We start from the raw sequence: 21,139 nt of genomic DNA on the forward strand, positions 1-21,139 counted from the left end.
ATTCCTTACGGCGGATATCGATCGATCGCGCGGTGTCGGCGTTCTTCGGTCTCTCTGCTCACGGTCACACCGGAGAAGAATTGGTTCAGCCGAATCCGCCTCAATGGGGCGAGGTCTCGACATGGTCGTATGCAATGCCCGTGTCCGGAATCGCGCGCCGGAGGAGAGTACGAAGAGACTACGCCCATAAGATGCCGTCATGGCAGGTGAGAGCGCTTACCGAGGCTACTCCTCTTACGACAGGCGTCGGTCACGCCGGCGTCGTACGATCGGCACTCTGGCGACACTTGCGGCGGCAGCGGGGATCGGCTATTGGGGATACAGCACGCTGTTCGCAGAAGGCGCTGAGGACCCCGAAGTCCGCGCTGCCCAGGAACAGTTGGACGGGTTCCTGGCGGCCTGGGAGACGGGCGACGCCAAGAAGGCCGGGTCGTACACGGATACTCCCGGTAATGCGGAGTCTCTCATCACGTCCGTCATGACGAACCTGAAACCGTCGAAGACGGAGATCTCCACGAAGGACGGCAAGAAGCAGGCGGAGGGGGATGTTCGCATTCCGTTCACGGTGGCGATGCGGATTCCCGGCGCCGGCGACTACACCTGGGACTCCAAGGCGAAAGTCCTGAAGAAGCAGGAAGAATGGCAGGTGGAGTTCACCACTCCGGTGATCCACCCGGCGTTGGCCCCCGGCCAGACCCTGGCTCTGCAATCGCAGGAGCGCGCTGCCGTACTCGACGCGAACGGTGACGTCCTGCAGGCGCCCTCGATTGTCGGCGCCGTCGACCCGAAGAGCGGAAAGGGCATCTCCGGACTCGAGGCCCGCTACGACGAGCAGCTCACCGGCGGCGCGGGCGGGGCGAAGTCCGTCGCCGTCGTGGACCGCGAGTCCGGACGTGCGGTGAAGCGGCTCAGCAACGACAAAGGCGCCAAGGGCGAGCCGGTGAGGACCACCATCGACCCGAGGATCCAGGGAGCCGCCGCCGAGGCACTGGACGGAGTCGAGAAGAACGCGGCCATCGTCGCGATCGACCCGTCCACCGGACATGTCCTCGCCGCCGCCAACAGGCCCGGCGGCATGAACCGGGCCCTGGAAGGCCGCTATCCGCCGGGCTCCACCTTCAAGGTCGTCACCGCCACCGCACTGCTGAAGCAGGGAATGCGACCGTCCGATGCTGCGCAGTGCCCCAAGTTCGCGCACGTCAACGGGCAGCGGTTCGAGAACCAGAACCGGTTCACCCTGCCGTCGGGCTCCACCTTCAAGGACTCCTTCGCCAAGTCCTGCAACACCTTCTTCGTCAACTCCCGTACGAAGCTCCAGGATGCGTCGCTGCACGACGCCGCGCAGGCCTTCGGCATCGGCGGCAGCTGGGACGTCGGTGTCGCCACCTACGACGGCAGCGTGCCGGTCGCAAGCGGAGACAACGACAAGGCCGCATCGACGATCGGACAGGCCCGCGTCCAGGCGTCCCCCCTCGTGATGGCCTCGATCGCGGCGACGGTCAAGGAGGGCACGTTCCGGCAGCCGGTCCTCGTGCCGGCCGCGGTGAAGAAGAAGTACGAAGCCCCGGCCGCGCTCGAACCCGCGGTCGTGGCAGGTCTGCGCGACATGATGCGCGCCACGGTCACCTACGGCGCGGGCCGGGCGCTGAAGGACGTACCCGGCGAGGCGTATGCGAAGACGGGCACCGCCGAGTTCGGCACCGAGACCCCGCCGCGCACCCACGCCTGGATGATCGGCTACCAGGGGAACAAGAACCTCGCCTGGGCGGTCCTCGTGGAGGACGGCGGCTCGGGCGGCTCCGACGCCGGGCCGATCGCGGCCAGGTTCCTCAAGGCGGTCGGCTGAACAGCGCAGCACAGCACGGACAGCACGGCACGTACAGCACGGCACCGACCCGACCCCAGGTCTCACGCAGTTCTTTTGCGGAGCGTTCTTCCAGCGACACGAAAGGCAATGACTCGTGGGATTCGATGAGGCATCGCGCGGCGTTGTGCGCCCCTCCGAAGAGGTGGGCGGAGTGCTGAGGTTCGTCCGCACGGACGACTTCGACTCGCTCGACCCGGCCGATACCTACTACGCCTATACCTGGAACTTCATACGGCTGATCGGGCGCCCCCTCGTCGGCTACCGCCAGGACGGCGACGGCGGGCTCCGGCTCGTCCCCGACCTCGCCGAGAGCCTGGGCACCCCGTCCGCGGACGGCCGGACCTGGACCTACCGCCTCCGCCGCGGCATCGCTTTCGAGACCGGCCGCCCGGTCACGGCGCAGGACGTGCGCCACGCCGTGCTGCGCGCCAACTTTCCCGAGTCGGTGTACGGGAACGGGAACGGGTCCGGGAACCGGTCCGCCGCGACGATCACCCGTGGCGGGCCCCAGTACTTCCGCCAGTACCTCACGGGCGCCGGCGACGGCATCGACTGCCCGGACGAGCACACGATCGTCTTCCGTCTGAAAGAGCCCTTCTCCGGATTCGACTACCTCGCCGCCCTCCCGACGACGATCCCCGTCCCCGAGGAGGCCGACACCTACCCCCGCTACCGGGACCGGCCGGTCTCCTCGGGGCCGTACCGCATCAGCACGTACGAGCCCGGGCGCGAGGCCCGCCTCGACCACAACCCGCACTGGAAGCGGGAGTCGGACCCCCTGCGCACCCGCCGGCCGCAGGAGATCCACGTTCGGCTCGGCGTCACCGGGCCGGAGGTCGACCGCATGCTGCTGGCAGGCGAGGCGGACATCGACCTGGCCGGTGTGGGGGTGCAGCCGGAGACCCAGGAACGGCTGCTGGCGGACGACTCGATGCGGGAGCACGTCGACAATCCCCGCACCGGGTTCGTCTGGCTGTACTGCATCAACCAGAACATCGGCCCACTGACGGACGTCCACGCGCGCAGGGCCGTCCAGTACGCCACCGACAAGGCCGCCATGCGCGACGCGTACGGCGGCGAACCGGCCGGCGACATCGCCACCACCCTGCTCCCGCCCACCGTGGCGGGCTACGAACCGCACGACAGATACCCGGTCGGCCCCGACGCCACCGGAGATCTGGACGCGGCGCGCCGCGAACTCGCCCTGGCGGGAGTGCCGGACGGATTCCCCGTCCGGATCGCGGCGCGTGAGGACCGGCGCAAGGAATGGAACGCGGCCCTGGCCCTTGCCGCCGGCCTGGCCCGCGTGGGAATCGACGCGGAGGTCACCGCCTTCACCTCGGGCGACTACTTCACCACCTGCGCCGGTGTTCCCGCCTATCTGCGTGAGCACGGAATCGGCATCGTGATGTTCGGCTGGGCCGCCGACTTCCCGGACGGTTTCGGATTCCTCCAGCAGATCGCCGACTCCCGCGCCATCAAGGAGTCGGGCAACCAGAACCTCGGCGAGCTGGCGGATCCGAAGATCGACCATCTGCTCGACGAGGGCATCGGCACCGCCGACCCGGGTGAAAGAGCGCGGATCTGGGCGGAGGTGGACCGGCTGGCGATGGACAGCGCGGTGATGTGTCCCTACATGTACGTGAGATCCGTGGTCTACCGGGGCGCCGGAGCCTCGAATGTCACGATGTCGCAGGCATACGGGATGTACGACTACGCGACGATCTCGGCGACGCGGGGATAGACCGCCGGTCGCGGGGGGATCCCGCGCGCATCGGCAGAACGGCACACGGGGGTGAGGGACAACAGCAGACGCGCGGGAACACCGCCGAAAGCGGCACTCGCCCCCCGACATCATGCGCACCCACGAGGGGGGAAGCACCTTGAACAGCGCAAGACGCCTGACGGTCCAGCTCCTCGGACCCGTCGCATTGCTGAACGCAGGCGTACCGATACCGATCCAGGGCCAGCGGCAGGTGCGTTTCCTCGCCGCCCTCGCGCTGAAACCCGGACAGGTCGTCACCAAAGAGGCCATCATCGCGGACTCCTGGGACGGTGAACCGCCGCGCACCGTCGCCGGGCAGCTCCAGACCTCGACCTGGAGAATTCGCACCGCCCTGGAGGCGGCGGGACTCGCGAGGGACGTCCTCGTGTCCCACCGCCTCGGTTACCAGTTGCACGTGCCCGCCGAACGCATCGATCTCTTCGTCTTCCGTGATGCGGTGAAGGAAATCCGTGAACTCTACGCGCGTGGGGACTTCGAGGCCGCGGGACAGCGCATCGAATCCGTCCTCGCCATGTGGAAAGGCGCCGCCCTCACGGACGTCACCTCCGGCCGGCTCCGCCTTCACGCCGAGTGCCTGGACCGGGAGCGGGCGACGGCGATCGAGCTGCGCGCGAGGATCGACATCGGGCGGGCGAAGTTCGAGGACGCGATCGCGCAGCTGTCGGAACTGGTCGACCAGGACCCTCTGCGGGAAGACCTCTACATCGGGCTGATGAAGGCGTATTACGGTGCGGGGCGGCAGGCGGACGCGATTCAGATCTTCCACCGGGCGAGGGAGATCCTCCGGGATCAGATCGGGATCAACCCAGGCGTGAAGCTCAAGGCGACGATGCAGGCGGTGCTGCAGCAGGACGAGCCGTACCTCAAGGCGGCGTAGGGGCCCGGGCGGGCCGGGCGGGTCGGAGTGGGGGGCACCTGCGGCTCCGCAGAGGTGCGCTCCGCCCCGGACCTCTGGGGTTGTGTTCGGCACCGTGCGGTGGGCGGCCCGCGTGTTCGTCCTCAAGCGCCGGACGGGCCCAGAGTGCGGCCGGGTACCGCGGGGTGGGCCAGGGTGTCGGTCCTCCAGCGTCGGACGTGCTTGAGTCGTGCTCGACACCGTGCGGTGGGCCGGAGTGTCCGTCCCGGAGCGCCGGACGGGCCTGATGCGGGCCGGTAACGCGAGGTGCCCCCGGGTGTCCGTCCCGGAGTCCACCCCTGTGCCCGGAGGGTGTAGGGGAGAGGGGCGCGGGCGCCCGGTCCCGTTCCTGGGCTACGTCGACAGTGCCGCCGTGATGTCGAGCGGCTCGTACGGCCGGGGGTCGAGCACCCGTGTGCGTGGCGCCGTCGGGCGTGCCGAGACGGCCGTGGACAGCGCGGCGGCCGCCGCGCTGTCCACGCGTGCCGCGGTGAGCGGGGACACCATGTCGTCGTGGTGACTGGGGATCAGCAGTGGCGGATCTCCCAGCACCTCCAGCAGACGCTCCAGATAGCCGTGCACGGCTGAGTGCGAGGTCATCCCGACCACCGCCACATCCGGGCGAAGGCCGGCGAGTTCGCGGGCGATGTAGTTGCTGGCTCCGGACAGCAGCACGGTCGGGCCCTCCTCGACCGTCACCGCGTACATCAGCGTCTCGCCCTCCGGCAGCTCACCGAGCGTCGTGGGCCGGGTCGGTGGCGGGGCGACGAGCCGGCCGGGGGCGAAGTACCCGTGGTCCGCGCCCTGGCTGTGCAGGCTGCGGAAGACCTGCACGGTGAAGCCGTCGAACTGCAGATACTCGCCGCCCCGCACGGTGATGACATCGGCGACGCGCTTCTCGGGTGCTCCGAGAGCCGTCAGCAGATGCCGCGAGGAGTCGTCGCACAGCGTGCGGATGCGGTGGTCCCGCCACTCCGGGTGGGCGAGCAACCGCGGCACGTCGGCGAGGTGGTCGAAGTGCCCGTGGCTGACGAGGATCAGCTCGGGCGCGCCCGTGAGCCTGGCGCGCGCCGCCTCCGCGACCGCCGTCTCGTCCAGGCGCAGGGGGAGCGACGGATCGAGCTTCCCGTCGGCGTTCAGGCAGCGCATACGGCTGAAGTAGGGGTCGAAGAGCACACGGCGCGGGCCCGTGGCCGTGTCGCCGCCGCCGAAGGTCAGCTCCCAGCCGGCGACCCCCAGCCAGCGCATCGTCAACGGGGCCGGCGCCACCGGGGCGCGAGCGGGACCGTGCGCCGCCCGCTGCTGCGAAGCGGCGGACGTGGTGGCGGTCGCCGATGCCGCGCCTCCGGACAGCAGCCCCGCGGCCCCGGCCGCCAGCGTCCCCTTCAGAACCGATCGCCGCAGCCGCAGCATGAGCAAGACCTCCACCTGTCACCGTTGGTGACGAGGAGGATATGCAAGGCATACGCAGGGTCAGCGTTTTCCGGCCAAGGACACTCCGGCTGTCCCGTGCATCACCCGTGGAACAGCCGGAGAACAGCGCGCGAACGCGCGAACGGCCGGGCTCAGGTCGTGTATTCGGAGTTCAGCCGCACGTATCCCTCGGTGAGGTCGCACCCGTAGACCGTGAACGCGCCGTCGGCGATGCCGAGATCGATGCCGATGACGACCTCGTCGCCGCGCAGATACTCCGTCAGGGCTCCGAGGACGGCGTCCTCGTCGGCCCGGGGTGGGTAGACGGCCACATCGCCGAAGCGGATGGCGACCTTGTCCTTGTCGATGTCCGTCTCGTCCTGGCACTTTCCGATCGCCATCGCCACCCGGCCCCAGTTCGGGTCGCAGCCGTGAACGGCGGTCTTCACCAGCGGCGAGTTGACGACCGACTTGCCGACCCGCTTCGCCTGCGCCGCATCCCGGGCTCCGGCCACCTCGACCTGGATGAGCTTGCTCGCGCCCTCGCCGTCGGAGGCGATCATCTTGACCAGGTCGAGCGCCACGCGGTGCAGCGCGGTCCTGAACTCGTCCGGGTCGACCTCGCCCGCGACCCCGTTCGCGAACAACGCCGCCGTGTCCGACGTGGAGGTGTCGGTGTCGATGCTCACCGCGTTGAACGTGATGTCCATGACCTCGCGGAACAGCCGGTCCTGCACCTCCGGCGCGAGCTGCGCGTCGGTGGCGAAGAAGGTGAGCAGCGTCGCCATGTCCGGCTCCAGCATGCCCACCCCCTTGGCGATACCGGTGATCGTCGCCCCACCGACCCGGGCCGAGACGATCTTGGGGTGGGTGTCGGTGGTCATGATGGAGCGCGCGGCCGCCTCGAAGCCACGGTCATCCGGGAACGGCCACCCGAGCGCGGCGACATGAGCCCTGATGCTCTCCATCGGAAGCTGACGGCCGATCACCCCGGTCGCCGCGACGAGCAGTTCCTCCGGTGGCAGGCCGACCGCCTTGGCGACGCGGTCCCGTACCTCCAGGGCGTTGGCCGCACCCTGCGCGCCCGTGGCGACGTTCGCGTTCCGCGCCACGACCACCACACCTCGTGCGACACCGTCGGCTGCGGCCTCGCGCGACAGGAGCACGGAGGGGCCCGCGAACCTGGACCGGGTGAACACGGCGCTGACCTGTGCCGGCTCCGTGGACAGCAGCACCGTGAAGTCGTCCCGGCCGTCGTCACCCGCGCCGACCGGCGCGACATGGACGGCGAACCCCTTGGGCGTATCGACCATGAGTCACCCCTCTGGATAGTCATGCGTTCAGACTCATACTGATGCGAGCCTATACGGTGACAGTCTCCGCGGCCTCTCGTTCGCCGATCCCCGCGTGCCACGCCCCTCGGCCCGGCGCCGCGTCATCACGCGGTGACTCGCTACGGGCGCAGCACGATCTTTCCGACCGTCCGCCGCGCCAGCAGGTCCTCGTGCGCGCGCCGGGCCTCGGCCAGCGGATAGCTGCCTCCGGCGACGGGGGTGACGCGGCCGCGCGCCACCAGGTCGAGGAGTTCCGTGAGCGGCCCGCCGACCGCTCCGGGAGCCGCCAGCGTGGGGCGGAGCCAGAAGCCCACGACCGAGGCGTTGAGCCGGTTCAGGCGGGCGGGGTCGACCGGGGTGAACGCGCTGCGGGAGGCGTTTCCGTAGGTGACGAGGCGGCCGAAGGAGGCGAGGGACGCCAGTGCCCGGTCGAAGAGTTCGCCGCCGACGGCGTCGAGAATTACGTCGGCGCCCTTCTCCAGGGGGTACTCGACGATCGCGTCGGCGCCGAGGTCCAGGGCGAGTCGGGCCTTGGACGGCGAGGAGGCCTGTGCGAGCACGCGTCCCGCACCGAATTCCCTGGCCAGTTGGAGGACGAGGCTGCCGACGCCGCCTGCCGCGGAGTGCACCACCACGGTCTCGCCCGTGCGCAGGCGGGCCGCGGAACGGAGCAGATGCCAGGCCGTCAGCCCCTGCATCAGCAGCGCCAGCGCCTGGGCGGCGTCGAGCTCCTCGGGAATCCCGAAGACGGACGACTCCTTGGCGACCACCTGTTGCGCGTATCCGTTGGACACGCGTGCCAGCACCCGCCGGCCGTCGGGGGTGCGCCCCACGACCTCGCTCCCAGGGATGTACGGGAGTCTGTCGGCGTTCAGGTAGGAGCCGTCGGTCTGGTGGGTGTCGGCGAAGTTCACCCCGGCGGCTTCCACCCTGAGGAGTAACTCTCCCGGGCCCGGGGCCGGCGGGGCCACTTCGACGGGTGTGAGGACTTCCGGACCACCGAAGTGGTCGAACTGAATAGCGATCATGGCCGCACCGTATCGCGCGGCAGCCGCCCGCCGCGGGCGCTATCCGCCCCTGACCTGACCGCCGTTCGTGAAGGTGACCGGCAGGCTCACGGGGCCGCGGAGCCCGCCCGGCCGCCACCGGAGCTCGCCCGGCGGTACGGCCAGGGCGAGGCCGGGAAGGCGGCGCAGGGCGGTCCCGATCGCGACCTGGCCCTCCAGCCGGGCCAGCGGCGCCCCCAGGCAGTAGTGGATGCCGTGCCCGAAGGCGAGGTGGGCGTTGTCCCGCCGGGTGACGTCCAGGCGGTCGGGGTCCGGGAACCTCGCCGGGTCGCGGTCGGCGATGGCCGAGGCGATCAGCACGGTCGCTCCGCGTGGGACGGTCACGCCCGCGATCTCGACGTCCTCGCGGGCGAACCGGGCGATGCCGGGGCTGACCGGTCCGTCGTAGCGCAGAAACTCGTCGATCGCGCCCGGCAGCAGCTCCGGATCGGAGCGCAGCAGCTCCAGCTGGTCGGGGTGGGCGAGCAGCGCGGCGATGCCGCCGCCGATCAGGTTGACCGTGGTGATGTAGCCGGCGACCAGCAGCAGGAACGCCATGGCGATCAGCTCGTCCTCGTTCAGCTGCTGCTCCTCGTCCCGCGCGGTGATGAGCGCACTGAGCAGGTCGCCGTCCCCGGGCCTGGCCCGCTTGGTCTCCAGCAGTTTGGTCAGATACGCGCGCATCTCCTGCCAGGCCGCGTTCACCACGGCCGGGTCCGGCATCTCGGCCCCGCGCATGATCATGTCGTCGGTCCACCGCTGGAACTCGTGCCGGTCGTCCACCGGCACCCCGAGCAGTTCGCTGATCACGGTGACCGGAAGCGGCAGGGCGAAGTCCGCGACGAGGTCGGCGCGGCCGGCCGGCACGACCGCGTCGAGCAGGCCGTCGGTGATGGACTGGATGCGGGGCCGCAGCTCGCCCACCCGGCGCGCGGTGAACGCCTTCGAGACCAGGCGGCGCAGTCGGGTGTGGTCGGGCGGGTCGGAGCGGAGCATGTTGCTGAGCATCGACTCGCGCTCCGTCTCGGGCAGCTGCTGCAGCAGCCGGGTGTCCGACGCGTCGCGTACGTCGCTGCTCAGCCGTGGGTCGGACAGGGCCGCGATGCCGTCCTCATAGCGCGTAACCAGCCAGGCGTCCAGGCCGCCGGCGATGACAGCGCGACGCACGGGGCCGTCCTCGCGCAGCTGCCGGTAGAGCGGGAAGGGATCCGCGACGAAGGCAGGGTCGGCGTAGGGCAGAAGGACCGGCTGCTGGCTCATGATGCCTCCCGGGGTACGCCGCCGTCATTGCGGCGAGTTGTCAGGCCTTGAGGGTATATGTCCCAGTGTGGAAGGTCCTGGGATGGTGCCGAAGGGAGGGGGCGATGGAGCGGACCACGTGCTGTGTGGTGGGTGGCGGCCCCGCGGGAATGGTCCTCGGCCTGCTGCTGGCCCGGGCCGGTGTGGCGGTCACGGTGCTGGAGAAGCATTGTGACTTCCTGCGCGACTTCCGCGGCGACACCGTGCATCCGTCCACGCTGGCGCTGCTGGACGAGCTGGGCCTGGCCGAGCGGTTCGCGCGGCTGCCGCAGCGGCGGGTGACGACGATCCAGCTGCCACTCGGCAGGGACCGCTCGTTGGTCACCGTCGGCGACATCGGCTCGCTGCCGGGCAAGTACAACTACATCGCCATGGTCCCGCAGTGGGACCTGCTCAACCTCCTCGCCGACGAGGCGAGGCGGGAGCCGTCCTTCTCCGTGCGGATGAACACCGAGGCCACGGGCTTCCTGATGGAGCGCGGACGGGTCACAGGGGTGCGGTACCGCACGTCCGACGGCCGTACCGGCACGCTGCGGGCGGGTCTCACGGTGGCCTGCGACGGCCGGGGCTCGCTGGCCCGGTCGCTGCCCGAACTGGGACTGCGGAGTTTCACGTGCCCGATGGACGCCTGGTGGTTCCGGCTGCCACGGCGCGACGGGGATCCGCACGGGCTGGTGGGGGGCGTGGGTGACCGGCTGCTCAGCGCCATGATCGACCGAGGTGACTACTGGCAGTGCGCCGCCCTGATCCCCAAGGGAACCGACGCCGCGCGACGCGTCGCCGGTGTCGAGCGCTTCATGGCCGACTTCACGGCCGCCGTCCCCTGGCTCGCGGACCGGGTGCACGCGCTGCGGTCGTGGGACGACGTCAAGCTGCTCGATGTACGGCTCGACCGCCTACGGCGCTGGCACCGCCCGGGCCTGCTGTGCATCGGCGACGCGGCGCACGCGATGTCGCCGGTCTTCGGCATCGGCATCAACCTCGCCGTCGAGGACGCCGTGGCCGCCGCCCGGTATCTCGTCGGACCGCTGCGCCGGGGCGCGATCGGCCCGCGGGACACACGGGCGGTGCAGCGCCGCCGCCTTCCGACCACGGCCGTGACCCAGGCGCTGCAGCGGACCGCCCACGCACGCGTCATCGAACCGCTGCTCGCGGGCCGCCCGCCCTTCGGCAACCCGCGCCTGGTGCAGCGGCTGACGGAGCTGCTCACCACCTCGCGCCGACTGAACCGGGTCCCGGCGTACTTCCTCGCCTACGGCGCCGTGCGCGAGCGCCCGCCCGCCGCGTCCCTGCGGTGACCGGCGGCTCCGGCCCGGCCCGACGCCTTGCCCGACGGACCTGTGCGACGCCCTGCCCTACGGGCCGGCGTGGAGGCCGGGCACGGCGGCGCAGGCGCCGACCCGTGCCGCGGTGTATTCAGGACATATGGTTCCTGGACGGCTCCGCGGAGCCCCTCGCCCGTCATGGGAGCCACACCATGCCCTGCTGCTGGTACCGATCGCGCTGATCGCGCTCGTCACGGTGGTCGACATCCTGGCGCCACCGGCCGTCCACCTCGGCCCCTTCCTCGTCGCCGCACCCGCCATCACCGCGTCGTTCGCGGGGCCCCGCACCACCGCGTTCGTCGGTGTGCTCGCGGTCCTCGCCCAGGCGGTGGTCGCGATGGCACGCACCACGCTCATCGACCTGAACCACTCGTTCCAGCTCATCACCCTGATCCTCATCTCGGGATTCGCGACCTTCTTCGCCCACCTGCGAGAACGCCACGAGAAGGAGGTCACCCAGCTCCGCTCGGTGGCCGAGGCGGCACAACAGGTCGTCCTGAGGCCCCTGCCCCAGCGGATCGGTCCGCTGCGCATCGCCTCGGTCTATCTGGCCGCGGAGAGCGAGGCGCAGATCGGCGGCGATCTGTACGCCGCCGCCCGTATCGCCGGGGGGACCCGGTTCGTCATCGGCGACGCACGGGGCAAGGGCCTGGCGGCGATCGGGGATGCCGCGTTGCTCCTCGGCGCCTTCCGTGGCGCCGCCCACCGGCAGGCCGACCTGGCGGCGCTGGTCGCCCATCTGGAGGGAGCCGCCTCCTCCGACCTGGACGACCCAGGGGCATCCGCCGACGGTGCCGAGGGTCCGGGCGAGTCGTTCATCACCGCGGCCGTCCTGGACGTCCCGGACGAGGCGCCGGACCTTCACCTGATCAACTGCGGTCACCCCTCGCCGCTGCTGCTCCGCGACGGCCTGGTCGTCCCGCTCGACGTGCGCCGCCCTCTGCCGCCGCTGGGGCTCACCGAGTTCGTGGAGTGCGACCTGTCCGTGGAGACGTTCGCCTTCGAGCCCGGCGACATCGTTCTGCTCTACACCGACGGTGTCATCGAGGCCCGCGACCGGGCCGGCACCTTCTACCCCTTGCAGGAACGGGTGGCCACCTGGTCCGCCGGAGGCCCTGATGCCCTCCTGGGGCGCCTCTGCGGCGACCTGCTGCGCCATGCCGGCGGACATCTGGGGGACGACGCCGCCATGGTGGCGATCGAGCGCATGCCGATCTGAGGTCGCGAGGGTCGAGCATCCAGACCTCAAACAAACCTTTTTCCCGGTTTGTTTGAGGGTTCATCAGAGGAGGAATCGGCCATCGAGGGGGAGAGTCTGGCCGAGAGTTGTCAGTTACCGCAAGAACATACAGCGTGGATGGTTTTATACGCCTGGCTGTCGTACAGTGCTCTCCGTGCACCGGGGATTCCGGAGAGCGATGTTCGCCGTCGCGTGCCGCTTGCCGCCGGGAGCACGGCCGACCGGCCGATGGGCCTACGGAGTCCGTTCGATGGACGTCCAGGAGTAGAGCAGCAGGGAGCTGTCCGTGTCGAAGCAGGAAAGGGCAGTACGCACCCGCCGTGACCTGGTCCATGCGGCGGCCGTCGCGTTCGAGCAGTACGGCTATGTGCAGGCGACGCTGGCGACCATCAGTGATCATGCGGGCGTCAGTACGGGCGCCCTGCATTTCCACTTCGAGAACAAGGCGGCGCTCGCCGCGGCCGTCGAAGCGGCGGCGAACGAACAACTGCGTGCCGTCGTGCGCGAGGCGTGCGGGAGCACCGGACCCGCGCTCCAGGCACTCGCCGAGGCCTCGCAGGAGGTGTCGCGGCTGCTGCGCGCCAATGTGGTCTTCCGTGCCGGGTTCCAGCTCAATTTCGACGTCACCCGCCGGTCCGATCTGGACCTCCGGCGCGAGTGGCACGCATGCGTGCAGAACCTGATCGACAAGGCGCGCGACGGCGGCGGGCTGATGCGCTCCGTCGTCCCGCACGACGTCGTCGCCGTGATCGTGGCCGCCACGGTCGGGTTCGGGCTGCTCGGCAGGGAGAGCCAGGAGTGGCTTTCCCCGAACACGCTGGCCGGCTTCTGGGAACTCCTGCTGCCGCGGCTTGCCGCCGTACCGGAATAGCCGCCGGGTACGGGAATCACCGTTCGGTAATTCCCGTGTCACCGCAGACCGTTCAGTTACTCGACAGCGAACTGATTAAACAATTGACGGTCATCATTGACCCTGACGGAAATCGCCGCAGACTTCTTTACGGTGAGCGTGTCCCGAAGGGAATCGACCATGACCGTACAGGCCGTGCCCGATCATCGAAGGCACCGACCGGGCGTTCTCCCCGGCCGGCGGATCGCCCCACGGCTCACCGTCACGGACGACGAACTGCAGCTGTGGATGGTGCCCCGGCCCTGGGCCAGGGGCGCCGCGCGGCCGCTGAGAGTGTCCGAACTCGACGACCGGGAGCGCGAGCGCGCCGCCTCCTTCCAACGGCCCCGGGACCGCCTGCTCTACGAGTCCGCGCACATCGCCCTGCGGCGCGTGCTCGCCGCCTTTCTGGGCGTTCGTCCGCGCGACGTGCTCCTGGGGCGCGAGCCCTGCCCCGGCTGCGGAGGCCCGCACGGCCGGCCCGTGGTCGCCGACGCCCCCTTCCCGCTGCACTTCTCCCTCTCCCACAGCCATGGCCTCGCTCTCGTCGCCGTCTCCACGAAGCCTGTGGGCGTGGACGTGGAGCACGTGACCTCGGTGCAGAGGGCGGACCTCTGCATCCCCTCGCTCCACCCTGCCGAGCGGGAGGAACTGGTCCTCCTGCCCACAGAGGAACGCCGCCGCGCCTTCACCGCGCTGTGGACGCGCAAGGAGGCCTACCTCAAGGCGACGGGCACCGGGCTCGGCCGTGACCTGTCCGCCGACTACCTCGGCGAGCGCGAGGGCCCGGGTGCCCCCCGCAGGCCGGCCGGCTGGACCGTACGCAACGTGGCCACCGGCACGGGCCGCAGCGGTCACCGCGCCGCCGTCGCGTTCCAGGGCGCCGAGGACCAGCGGTGCACCGTGCGCCGACTGTCCGCGGACTGCCTCCACACCGACGATGCGACCGGACTCCTCGCCGGGCTCGAGGCGCGCGAGTGCGCGCTGCTGCCGGCGTCCCGCGCGCTCACGTGACCAGCACGACCGATCACCGCGATATCCCGACCGTGATGTCCCGAGGGGGAACCTTGCCGACCGTCGAATCCCAGGTACCCGACCGGCTCGACGAACTTGCCGAACTCAAGAACCTCGCCCGTAACGGGCCCGATCCCAAGGCGACCGAACGCCAGCACGCCAAGGGCAAACTGACGGCCCATGAGCGAATAGAGCTGCTGCTCGACAAGGGCAGCTTCACCGAGATGGAAGCGCTGCGACGGCACCGTGCCACCGGCTTCGGCCTGGAGGCCAAGCGTCCGCACACCGACGGTGTGGTCACGGGCTGGGGAACGGTCGAGGGCCGGACGGTCTTCGTCTACGCCCATGACTTCCGGATCTTCGGCGGCGCGCTGGGCGAGGCCCACGCCACCAAGATTCACAAGATCATGGACATGGCCATCGCGGCCGGTGCCCCGCTGGTCTCTCTCAACGACGGTGCCGGCGCCCGGATCCAGGAGGGCGTCTCCGCCCTCGCCGGATACGGCGGTATCTTCCGGCGCAACACCAAGGCCTCCGGCGTCATCCCGCAGATCAGCGTGATGCTCGGGCCGTGCGCCGGCGGCGCCGCCTACTCGCCGGCGCTGACCGATTTCATCTTCGCCGTACGCGACATCTCCCAGATGTTCATCACCGGCCCCGAGGTCGTGCAGGCCGTCACCGGCGAGGAGGTCTCGCAGAACGGCCTCGGCGGCGCAGACGTCCACGCCGGTGTCTCGGGCGTCGCGCACTTCGTGTACGACGACGAGGAGAGCTGCCTCGCGGAGGTGCGCTACCTGCTGTCCCTGCTGCCGTCCAACAACCGAGAGCTGCCGCCCGCCCACATCGGCGAGGACCCCGCCGACCGCGCGGGCGACGCTCTGCTGGACCTGGTGCCGGCCGACGGCAACCGCTCGTACGACATCCGCGCCGTGATCGAGGAACTCGTCGACGACGGTGAGCACATGGAGGTCCACGCGGCCTGGGCGCCCAACATCGTCTGCACCCTCGCCCGTCTCGACGGGCAGGTCGTGGGCGTGGTCGCCAACCAGCCCTCGTCCATGGCCGGCGTGCTCGACATCAAGGCCAGCGAGAAGGGGGCGCGGTTCGTCCAGTTCTGCGACTCCTTCAACATCCCGATCGTCACCCTCGTCGACGTACCCGGCTTCCTGCCGGGCGTCGACCAGGAGCACGAGGGCATCATCCGGCGCGGCGCGAAGCTTCTGTACGCGTACTGCAACGCCACCGTGCCGCGGATCTCCGTGGTGCTGCGCAAGGCGTACGGCGGCGCGTACATCGTGATGGACTCACGCTCCATCGGCGCGGACGTCGCGCTGGCGTGGCCGAGCAACGAGATCGCGGTGATGGGCGCCGAGGGCGCGGCCAATGTGGTCTTCCGCCGGGAGATCGCGGCGGCCGACGACCCCGATGCCATGCGGGCTCAGAAGATCAAGGACTACAAGAACGAGCTGGTGCACCCCTACTACGCGGCCGAGCGCGGACTGATAGACGACGTCATCGACCCGCGCGACACCCGCTCCGTCCTCATCCGCTCGCTCGCCATGCTGCGGGCCAAACACGCCGAGCTGCCGGTACGCAAGCACGGCAACCCGCCGCAGTGAGCGCCCGGCCGGACAACACCGGCGAGCAGGCAGCGCGGCCGCCCGGACGGGACGCCGAGGCACCCGTACCGGCAGCGGAGCCGGTCGGACGGGCCGCGGAGCCGGTCACGCCGGCCCCGGAGCCGCTCGTACGCGTGGAACGGGGAAACCCCGACGCCGAGGAACTCGCCGCGCTCACCGCGGTCCTGCTCACCCGCGTGGCCGCTGTGGGCGCCGAGCCGGACGACGTCTCGCGCCGCGGACGGGCGTCGACCCGCTGGCGCAGGCCCGAACGGGCGCGAGGCTTCCGCGGGCCGCGCACCTGGCAGGGGCCGGGGCACTGACCGTCCACCGAGCACGAGCGGAAAAGGCCGATGGGGCGTGAACCGGAATCCGGTTCACGCCCCACCGGCGTGTTGTGCACCGCGTCTCAGCGGGCCGTCGCGGCCTTCAGCGTGGCGGCGACCAGGTGCGCCACCTCCTGCGTACGGCCGTCGAGATAGAAGTGCCCGCCGGGAAACGTCCGGAACTCGCCCGGCACCGCGGAGTGCTCCAGCCAGCCCCGCGCGTCGTCTGCAGGCACGACCGGATCACTGTCACCCACCAGCACCGTGATGGGCGTGCGCAGCGGCGGTCCCGGCTCCCACGCGTACGTCCTGAGCGCCGCGTAGTCCGCCCGCAGCGCGGGCAGCACCATCTCCAGCAGCTCCGGCTCGTCGAGGACTTGGCTTCCGGTGCCGCCCAGTCGCCGGATCTCCTCGATCAGCGCAGCGTCGCCGCTCAGCCGGTCACTGCTCCGCGGCCCGGGTGTCGGGGCGCCCCGCCCCGAGAGGAACAGCCGCACCGGACGCCGTACGGCCTCCCGCGCCTCCAGCAGCCGGACCGTCTCGTACGCGATGGCCGAGCCCATGCTGTGCCCGAAGAACGCGTACGGACGCCCGTCCTTCCCATGCCGACCCTCCGCATTCGCATTCGCACTCGCATTCGCGTTCGCGTGCTCGTCCTCATTCCCGCCCTCGTGCTCGGCGAAGGAGGCGAGCAACTCGTCCGCGATCAGCTCCGCGAGCCCGGTGACCGACTCGACGGCCGGCTCGTTCCGGCGGTCCTGACGGCCCGGGTACTGGATGGCCACCACCTCGGCCGCCGGTGCCAGCGCGCGGGCCAGCGGCACGTACGTACTCGCCGCGCCCCCCGCGTGGGGGAAGCAGAACAGCCGCAGCCCGCTCGCCGAGTCCCGCTGGTACTGCCTGAACCACTGGCTCCTCAGGAGACTCACACCCTCACCTCGGCCGCCGGGAAAAAGTCTGCCCCGACGAAGAATTCGACGTACTTCTCGAAGAGCTCACCGTTCATTTCCGGGCACCCGATCCCCGACCCCTCCAGCGCTCGCTCGGCCACGCTCGTATCGACCGGAGGATAGAAGGACTCGTTCTGGAAGGACATCATTTCGAAGGCTTCCAGCAACGGCAGCATCACATTGTCGGGGTCCGACTCGACACGCCGGCGCCACGCGTCCCATTCCAACTCGTCGAGCATATAGCCGCCCTTGCGCAGCAGCGCCACGAATTCACCGAAGCTCAGATGACTCTGGTTGTAGAGATGGAACGTACCGCCGGCCGTGTCGGCCTTCTGCGACAGCGCCACCACCGCGGCACTCACATAGTCGACCGGTGTCAGGTGCACCGCGCCGACGAGACCGGCCGGCGCGGCCCCGGCCTGGACGAGCCCGCGCAGGCTCAGCCAGACGAAGTCACGCGTCTGGCAGGCGCCGTTGCGTACATCGCCGGAGATCACGTCGACCCGGTAGACCGACACCGGCAGCCCTCGGTCCCGGGCCAGCCCGATGACCTGCTCCGCCACCCACTTGCTCTGCAGATAGCCGCTGGGCAGGGCCTCTGCCGGGCCGCTCGTGTCCTCCACCCGGAGCGGCACCCCGCCCGCGAGCTCACCGGCGAACACACCGGTGGTCGACAGATGGTGCACCGGCACCGTGCGATGGCGGGCCGCGAGTCGCAGTACCTCCTCGGTGCCGCGCACATTCGCCGGGCTCAGCGTCGTGTACGGGTGCAGCCAGTGGACCGTGGCCCCCGCGTGGTACACCACGTCGGCCGTACGGGCCAGGGCGTCGAACTCCTCCTCGCTCAGACCCAGCCGGGGCTGCGCGAGATCACCGGTCACGATCCGCAGCCGCTCCGGGGCCACCTCGTCCCACACCCGGTACCACTCGAGGTTCGCCCGCAGCCGGGCCAGCCCCTCCGCGGCGTCGGAGGCGCGCACCAGGCAGTGCACCGTGCCCCGGGTCTCCCGCATCAGATCGCGCAGCAGGAACGCCCCGAGGAACCCGGTCGCACCGGTCAGGAAGATCTCGCGCGGATCGTCCACCGCCCGCACCGTCTCGGCCGCCGGCCGGATGTCGTCCGCGAGCCGAACCTCCGCCGCGAAGTCCACCTCCCGCCGCCGCGTGGGCGGCGTCCCGTCACCGCCCGGCCCGACCAGGGCGTCCCGCAGGAACCCGGCCAGCGCGACGGGCGTCGGGTGGTCGAACACCAGCGTCGCGGGCAGCCGCAGGCCCGTGCCCGCGCTGAGCCGGTTGCGCAGCTCCACGGACGTGAGCGAGTCGAATCCCACCTGTGCGAAGGCCTGCTGGGTGTCGATGCCCGCCGGATCCGCATGCCCGAGCACCGCGACCGTCTCGGCGACCACGACGTCCAGGACGAGCCGCAGCTGCTCCGCCTCGTCCAGCGCGGCAATCCGCTCACCGAGGGCTCCCGCTCCGGTGTCGGTGTTCTGCGCCGTACGCCGGGACGGCCTGCGCACGAGCGCGCCCAGCAGCGGACCCGCCTGGCCCGGGTTCTCCCGCATCGCCGCCACGTCCAGCGGCGTGATGACCGGAGCCGGGTGCGGATGCCGCAGGGCGAGGTCGAGCAGCCGTGGGCCCCGGTCCGCCTCGACCGGCGGGAAACCGGCGCGCGCGATACGCGCGATGTCGGCCTCCGTCAGCTCACCCGCGATACCCGAGTCCGTCGCCCAGAGGCCCCAGGCGGTGGAGGTCGCGGGGAGTCCGTGGGCGGTGCGGTGGTGGGCGAGGGCGTCGAGGAAGGCGTTGGCGGCCGCGTAGTTCGCCTGCCCCGCGCCGCCGATGACGCCGGCGATGGAGGAGAAGAGGACGAAGGCCTGGAGGTTGAGGTGGCGGGTGAGGGTGTGGAGGTTCCAGGCGGCGTCGATTTTGGGGCGGAGGACTGTGGTGAGGCGTTGGGGGGTGAGGGTGGTGAGGAGGCCGTCGTCGGTGGTGCCTGCGGTGTGGATGACGGCGGTGAGGGGGTGTTCGGTGGGGATGCGGGCGAGGGTGTTGGCGAGGGCCTGGCGGTCGGCGGCGTCGCAGGCGGTGATGGTGACGTGGGCGCCGAGTGCGGTGAGTTCTTGGTGGAGTCGGGTGGCGCCGGGTGCTTGGTCGCCGCGGCGGCTGAGGAGGTGGAGGTGGCGTACGCCGTGGTGGGTGGCGAGGTGGCGGGCGAAGAGGGCGCCGAGGGTGCCGGTACCGCCGGTGATCAGCACCGTACCGTCCGCGCTCCACCTGCCGGACCCGCTGCCGTGGACCGGGGCCGGGGCAGTCGTGCGCCGCACCCGCGGCAGCAGGACCCTGCCCTCACGGATCGCCGCCTGCGGCTCGCCCGAGGCCCGGACCGAGGACAGCAGCTCGGTGCCCGCCTCGCTGCCGTCCGTGTCGATCAGCACGATCCGGCCGGGGGCCTCCGACTGTGCGGAACGCAGCAGACCCCAGACGGCCGAAGCGGCCAGATCCGTCACATCCTCGTCGGCGGCCGCCACCGCGCCCCGTGTGACGACGACCAGCGGCGCTCCGTCCGCGCGTTCATGGGCCAGCCACTCCTGCACCTGTGCCAGCGTCCGCCGGGTGAGGCGGTGCAGCGCTGCCGGCACGTCGCCGTCGCCGCTTGCGTCGATCTCGCCGTCACCGCTCACCACCCGCAGCAGTACGGCGCCGAGGGCAGCCCCGTCGGCAGGTGTCGAACCCAGCACGCCCCAACGCATCGGGCGGTGGTCCGGAGCCGTCGAGGGCGCGGCGAGCGGCTCCCAGTCCACATGGAACAGGGCGTCCTGGTCCCGGTCACGGGCCTCGGCGATCTCGTCGGCATCGACCGTCCGCCACACCGCGGCGTCGACGGTGGCCACCGGTTGTCCCGTCCGGTCCGCCAGCCGGGCCGACCAGCCGCCACCGGCGACCGGCGTCAGCCGCGCTCGCAGCGCGGTGGCCCCGACAGCATGGAGCCGGAACCCGCGCCAGTCGCCGACGAGCCGAGCGCGGCCGGAGTCGGCCGCAGGCGTGGCAGTGCGCAGGGCCGCCTCCAGCAGCGACGGATGCAGACCGAAGCCCGCCACATCCGGCTGGGCGTCCTCGACCGGTTCCACCTCGGCGTAGAGCTCTTCGCCCACCCGCCAGACGGCGGCGATCGAGTCGTCCGCATCCTCCAGTGCAACCGGCTCCGCACCGGCGGGCGGCCACTGCGACAGGTCGAAGTGCGCCCCGGACGGTGCCTTGCTGAGCAACCCCTTGGCGTGGGTGGTCCAGGGGGCTTCGGTTCCGGCGGGGCGGGTGTGGAGGGTGAAGGGGTGGCGGCCGGTGCTGTCGGCGGGATTGAGGGTGAGTTGGAGTTGGGTGGGTGTGGGCGTGGTGAGGGGGATGGGGGAGGTGAGGGTGAGGTGGTCGAGGGTGTCGGTGCCGATGTGGTCGCCTGCGTGGAGGGCGAGTTCGGCCACGGCGGAGGCAGGCAGAACCGGCGTGCCGTGCAGCGTGTGGCCCTCCAGCCACGGATGCGTACGCAGCGACACCTGCGTGGTGAAGAGCGTGCGGCCGCTCTCCGCGAGCTCGACCGTCGCACCCAGGATCGGATGGGTGGCCGGAGCCAGCCCCAGGTCACCGGCGTCGGCCGTCGCCGCGGTCGGGTTGAGCCAGTAGCGCTCGCGCTGGAAGGCGTACGTGGGCAGGGGTACGCGGTGGGCGCCGGTCCCGGCGAAGTACGCCTCCCAGCCGACGGCGACGCCCCGGTTGTGCAGCTCGCCGAGAGCCGAGACGACGGACTCTGCCTCGGGGCGTCCTGCGCGGAGCAGGGGCACGGCGGCCACTGCGTCCGGGTCGGTGACCGAGTCGGCGATGAGGGCGCTCAGTACGGTGTCGGGGCCGAGTTCGAGGAATGTGGTGGTGCCTGCGGTCTCGAGGGCGCGGGTGGCGGCGAGGAAGTGGACGGGTTGGCGTGTCTGGTTGACCCAGTAGTGGGGGTGGGTCAGTTCGTCGGTGGTGAGGGTGCCGGTGACGGTGGAGACGATCGGGATCTTGGGTGGGTGGTAGGTCAGTTGGGTGGCGGTCTTGCGGAAGTTGTCGAGCATGCCGTCCATGTGGGGGGAGTGGAAGGCGTG

At 70.9% G+C, this 21,139-nt stretch carries 15 protein-coding genes; 9 read left to right on the top strand and 6 right to left on the bottom strand.

Going from position 1 to position 21,139, the window contains the following annotated elements; translation table 11 throughout:
* Window positions 1-199 precede the first annotated feature (199 nt).
* From ABT078_RS38075 to ABT078_RS38085, 3 genes are all read left to right on the top strand, one after another.
* Window positions 200-1,846: a penicillin-binding transpeptidase domain-containing protein gene (locus ABT078_RS38075; protein ID WP_351236240.1), complete on the top strand. Its 1,647-nt coding sequence runs from the start codon at window positions 200-202 to the stop codon at window positions 1,844-1,846.
* A 172-nt stretch (window positions 1,847-2,018) separates the two neighbouring features.
* The gene (locus ABT078_RS38080) at window positions 2,019-3,611 is read left to right on the top strand and encodes an ABC transporter substrate-binding protein (RefSeq protein ID WP_351236242.1); all 1,593 of its coding nucleotides are present in this window, start codon (window positions 2,019-2,021) and stop codon (window positions 3,609-3,611) included.
* Window positions 3,612-3,750: 139 nt separating this feature from the next.
* Window positions 3,751-4,530, top strand: a complete 780-nt coding sequence (locus tag ABT078_RS38085) for an AfsR/SARP family transcriptional regulator (RefSeq protein ID WP_351236244.1) — start codon at window positions 3,751-3,753, stop codon at window positions 4,528-4,530.
* A gap of 372 nt (window positions 4,531-4,902) precedes the next feature.
* Here ABT078_RS38085 and ABT078_RS38090 read toward each other — a convergent pair whose 3' ends face one another.
* From ABT078_RS38090 to ABT078_RS38105, 4 genes are all read right to left on the bottom strand, one after another.
* The gene (locus tag ABT078_RS38090; RefSeq protein WP_351236246.1) at window positions 4,903-5,976 is read right to left on the bottom strand and encodes an MBL fold metallo-hydrolase; all 1,074 of its coding nucleotides are present in this window, start codon (window positions 5,974-5,976) and stop codon (window positions 4,903-4,905) included.
* A gap of 137 nt (window positions 5,977-6,113) precedes the next feature.
* Window positions 6,114-7,274, bottom strand: coding sequence for a bifunctional glutamate N-acetyltransferase/amino-acid acetyltransferase ArgJ (gene argJ, locus ABT078_RS38095; protein WP_351236248.1), 1,161 nt, complete (start codon window positions 7,272-7,274; stop codon window positions 6,114-6,116).
* Between the two features lie 140 nt (window positions 7,275-7,414).
* Complete coding sequence (locus ABT078_RS38100) at window positions 7,415-8,323, bottom strand: quinone oxidoreductase family protein (RefSeq protein WP_351236250.1); 909 nt, start codon at window positions 8,321-8,323, stop codon at window positions 7,415-7,417.
* A 39-nt stretch (window positions 8,324-8,362) separates the two neighbouring features.
* Window positions 8,363-9,601, bottom strand: a complete 1,239-nt coding sequence (locus ABT078_RS38105) for a cytochrome P450 family protein (RefSeq protein WP_351236252.1) — start codon at window positions 9,599-9,601, stop codon at window positions 8,363-8,365.
* A 104-nt stretch (window positions 9,602-9,705) separates the two neighbouring features.
* On the opposite strand from ABT078_RS38105, the gene ABT078_RS38110 reads away from it, so the two are divergent.
* From ABT078_RS38110 to ABT078_RS38135, 6 genes are all read left to right on the top strand, one after another.
* A complete protein-coding gene (locus ABT078_RS38110; protein WP_351236254.1) occupies window positions 9,706-10,938 on the top strand; it encodes an FAD-dependent oxidoreductase in 1,233 nt (410 codons plus the stop codon).
* Window positions 10,939-11,065: 127 nt separating this feature from the next.
* On the top strand, window positions 11,066-12,184 hold the full coding sequence (locus ABT078_RS38115; RefSeq protein WP_351236256.1) for a PP2C family protein-serine/threonine phosphatase: 1,119 nt from the start codon (window positions 11,066-11,068) through the stop codon (window positions 12,182-12,184).
* A gap of 307 nt (window positions 12,185-12,491) precedes the next feature.
* On the top strand, window positions 12,492-13,076 hold the full coding sequence (locus ABT078_RS38120) for a ScbR family autoregulator-binding transcription factor (protein WP_351236258.1): 585 nt from the start codon (window positions 12,492-12,494) through the stop codon (window positions 13,074-13,076).
* A gap of 159 nt (window positions 13,077-13,235) precedes the next feature.
* The gene (locus ABT078_RS38125; RefSeq protein WP_351236260.1) at window positions 13,236-14,108 is read left to right on the top strand and encodes a 4'-phosphopantetheinyl transferase family protein; all 873 of its coding nucleotides are present in this window, start codon (window positions 13,236-13,238) and stop codon (window positions 14,106-14,108) included.
* A gap of 35 nt (window positions 14,109-14,143) precedes the next feature.
* Entirely contained in the window at window positions 14,144-15,727 is a 1,584-nt protein-coding gene (locus ABT078_RS38130) for an acyl-CoA carboxylase subunit beta (protein WP_351236262.1), read from the top strand.
* Window positions 15,724-16,050: an acyl-CoA carboxylase subunit epsilon gene (locus ABT078_RS38135; RefSeq protein WP_351236264.1), complete on the top strand. Its 327-nt coding sequence runs from the start codon at window positions 15,724-15,726 to the stop codon at window positions 16,048-16,050. The genes ABT078_RS38130 and ABT078_RS38135 overlap by 4 nt, the downstream gene beginning before the upstream one ends.
* A gap of 86 nt (window positions 16,051-16,136) precedes the next feature.
* Here ABT078_RS38135 and ABT078_RS38140 read toward each other — a convergent pair whose 3' ends face one another.
* A complete protein-coding gene (locus ABT078_RS38140; RefSeq protein WP_351236266.1) occupies window positions 16,137-16,982 on the bottom strand; it encodes a thioesterase II family protein in 846 nt (281 codons plus the stop codon).
* On the bottom strand, window positions 16,979-21,139 hold a 4,161-nt coding region (locus ABT078_RS38145), incomplete at its 5' end, for a thioester reductase domain-containing protein (RefSeq protein ID WP_351236268.1). The genes ABT078_RS38140 and ABT078_RS38145, both read right to left, overlap by 4 nt.

Origin of the sequence: Streptomyces sp. NPDC002133, from assembly GCF_040296405.1 — a bacterium.
Taxonomy (GTDB): domain Bacteria; phylum Actinomycetota; class Actinomycetes; order Streptomycetales; family Streptomycetaceae; genus Streptomyces.

Bases quoted from the DNA above. Each gene is read 5' to 3' on its own strand.
- ABT078_RS38075 (WP_351236240.1), top strand. From the start codon at position 200: ATGGCAGGTGAGAGCGCTTACCGAGGCTACTCCTCTTACGACAGGCGT.
- argJ (WP_351236248.1), bottom strand. From the start codon at position 7,274: ATGGTCGATACGCCCAAGGGGTTCGCCGTCCATGTCGCGCCGGTCGGC.
- ABT078_RS38100 (WP_351236250.1), bottom strand. From the start codon at position 8,323: ATGATCGCTATTCAGTTCGACCACTTCGGTGGTCCGGAAGTCCTCACA.
- ABT078_RS38105 (WP_351236252.1), bottom strand. From the start codon at position 9,601: ATGAGCCAGCAGCCGGTCCTTCTGCCCTACGCCGACCCTGCCTTCGTC.
- ABT078_RS38110 (WP_351236254.1), top strand. From the start codon at position 9,706: ATGGAGCGGACCACGTGCTGTGTGGTGGGTGGCGGCCCCGCGGGAATG.
- ABT078_RS38115 (WP_351236256.1), top strand. From the start codon at position 11,066: ATGGTTCCTGGACGGCTCCGCGGAGCCCCTCGCCCGTCATGGGAGCCA.
- ABT078_RS38125 (WP_351236260.1), top strand. From the start codon at position 13,236: ATGACCGTACAGGCCGTGCCCGATCATCGAAGGCACCGACCGGGCGTT.
- ABT078_RS38130 (WP_351236262.1), top strand. From the start codon at position 14,144: ATGTCCCGAGGGGGAACCTTGCCGACCGTCGAATCCCAGGTACCCGAC.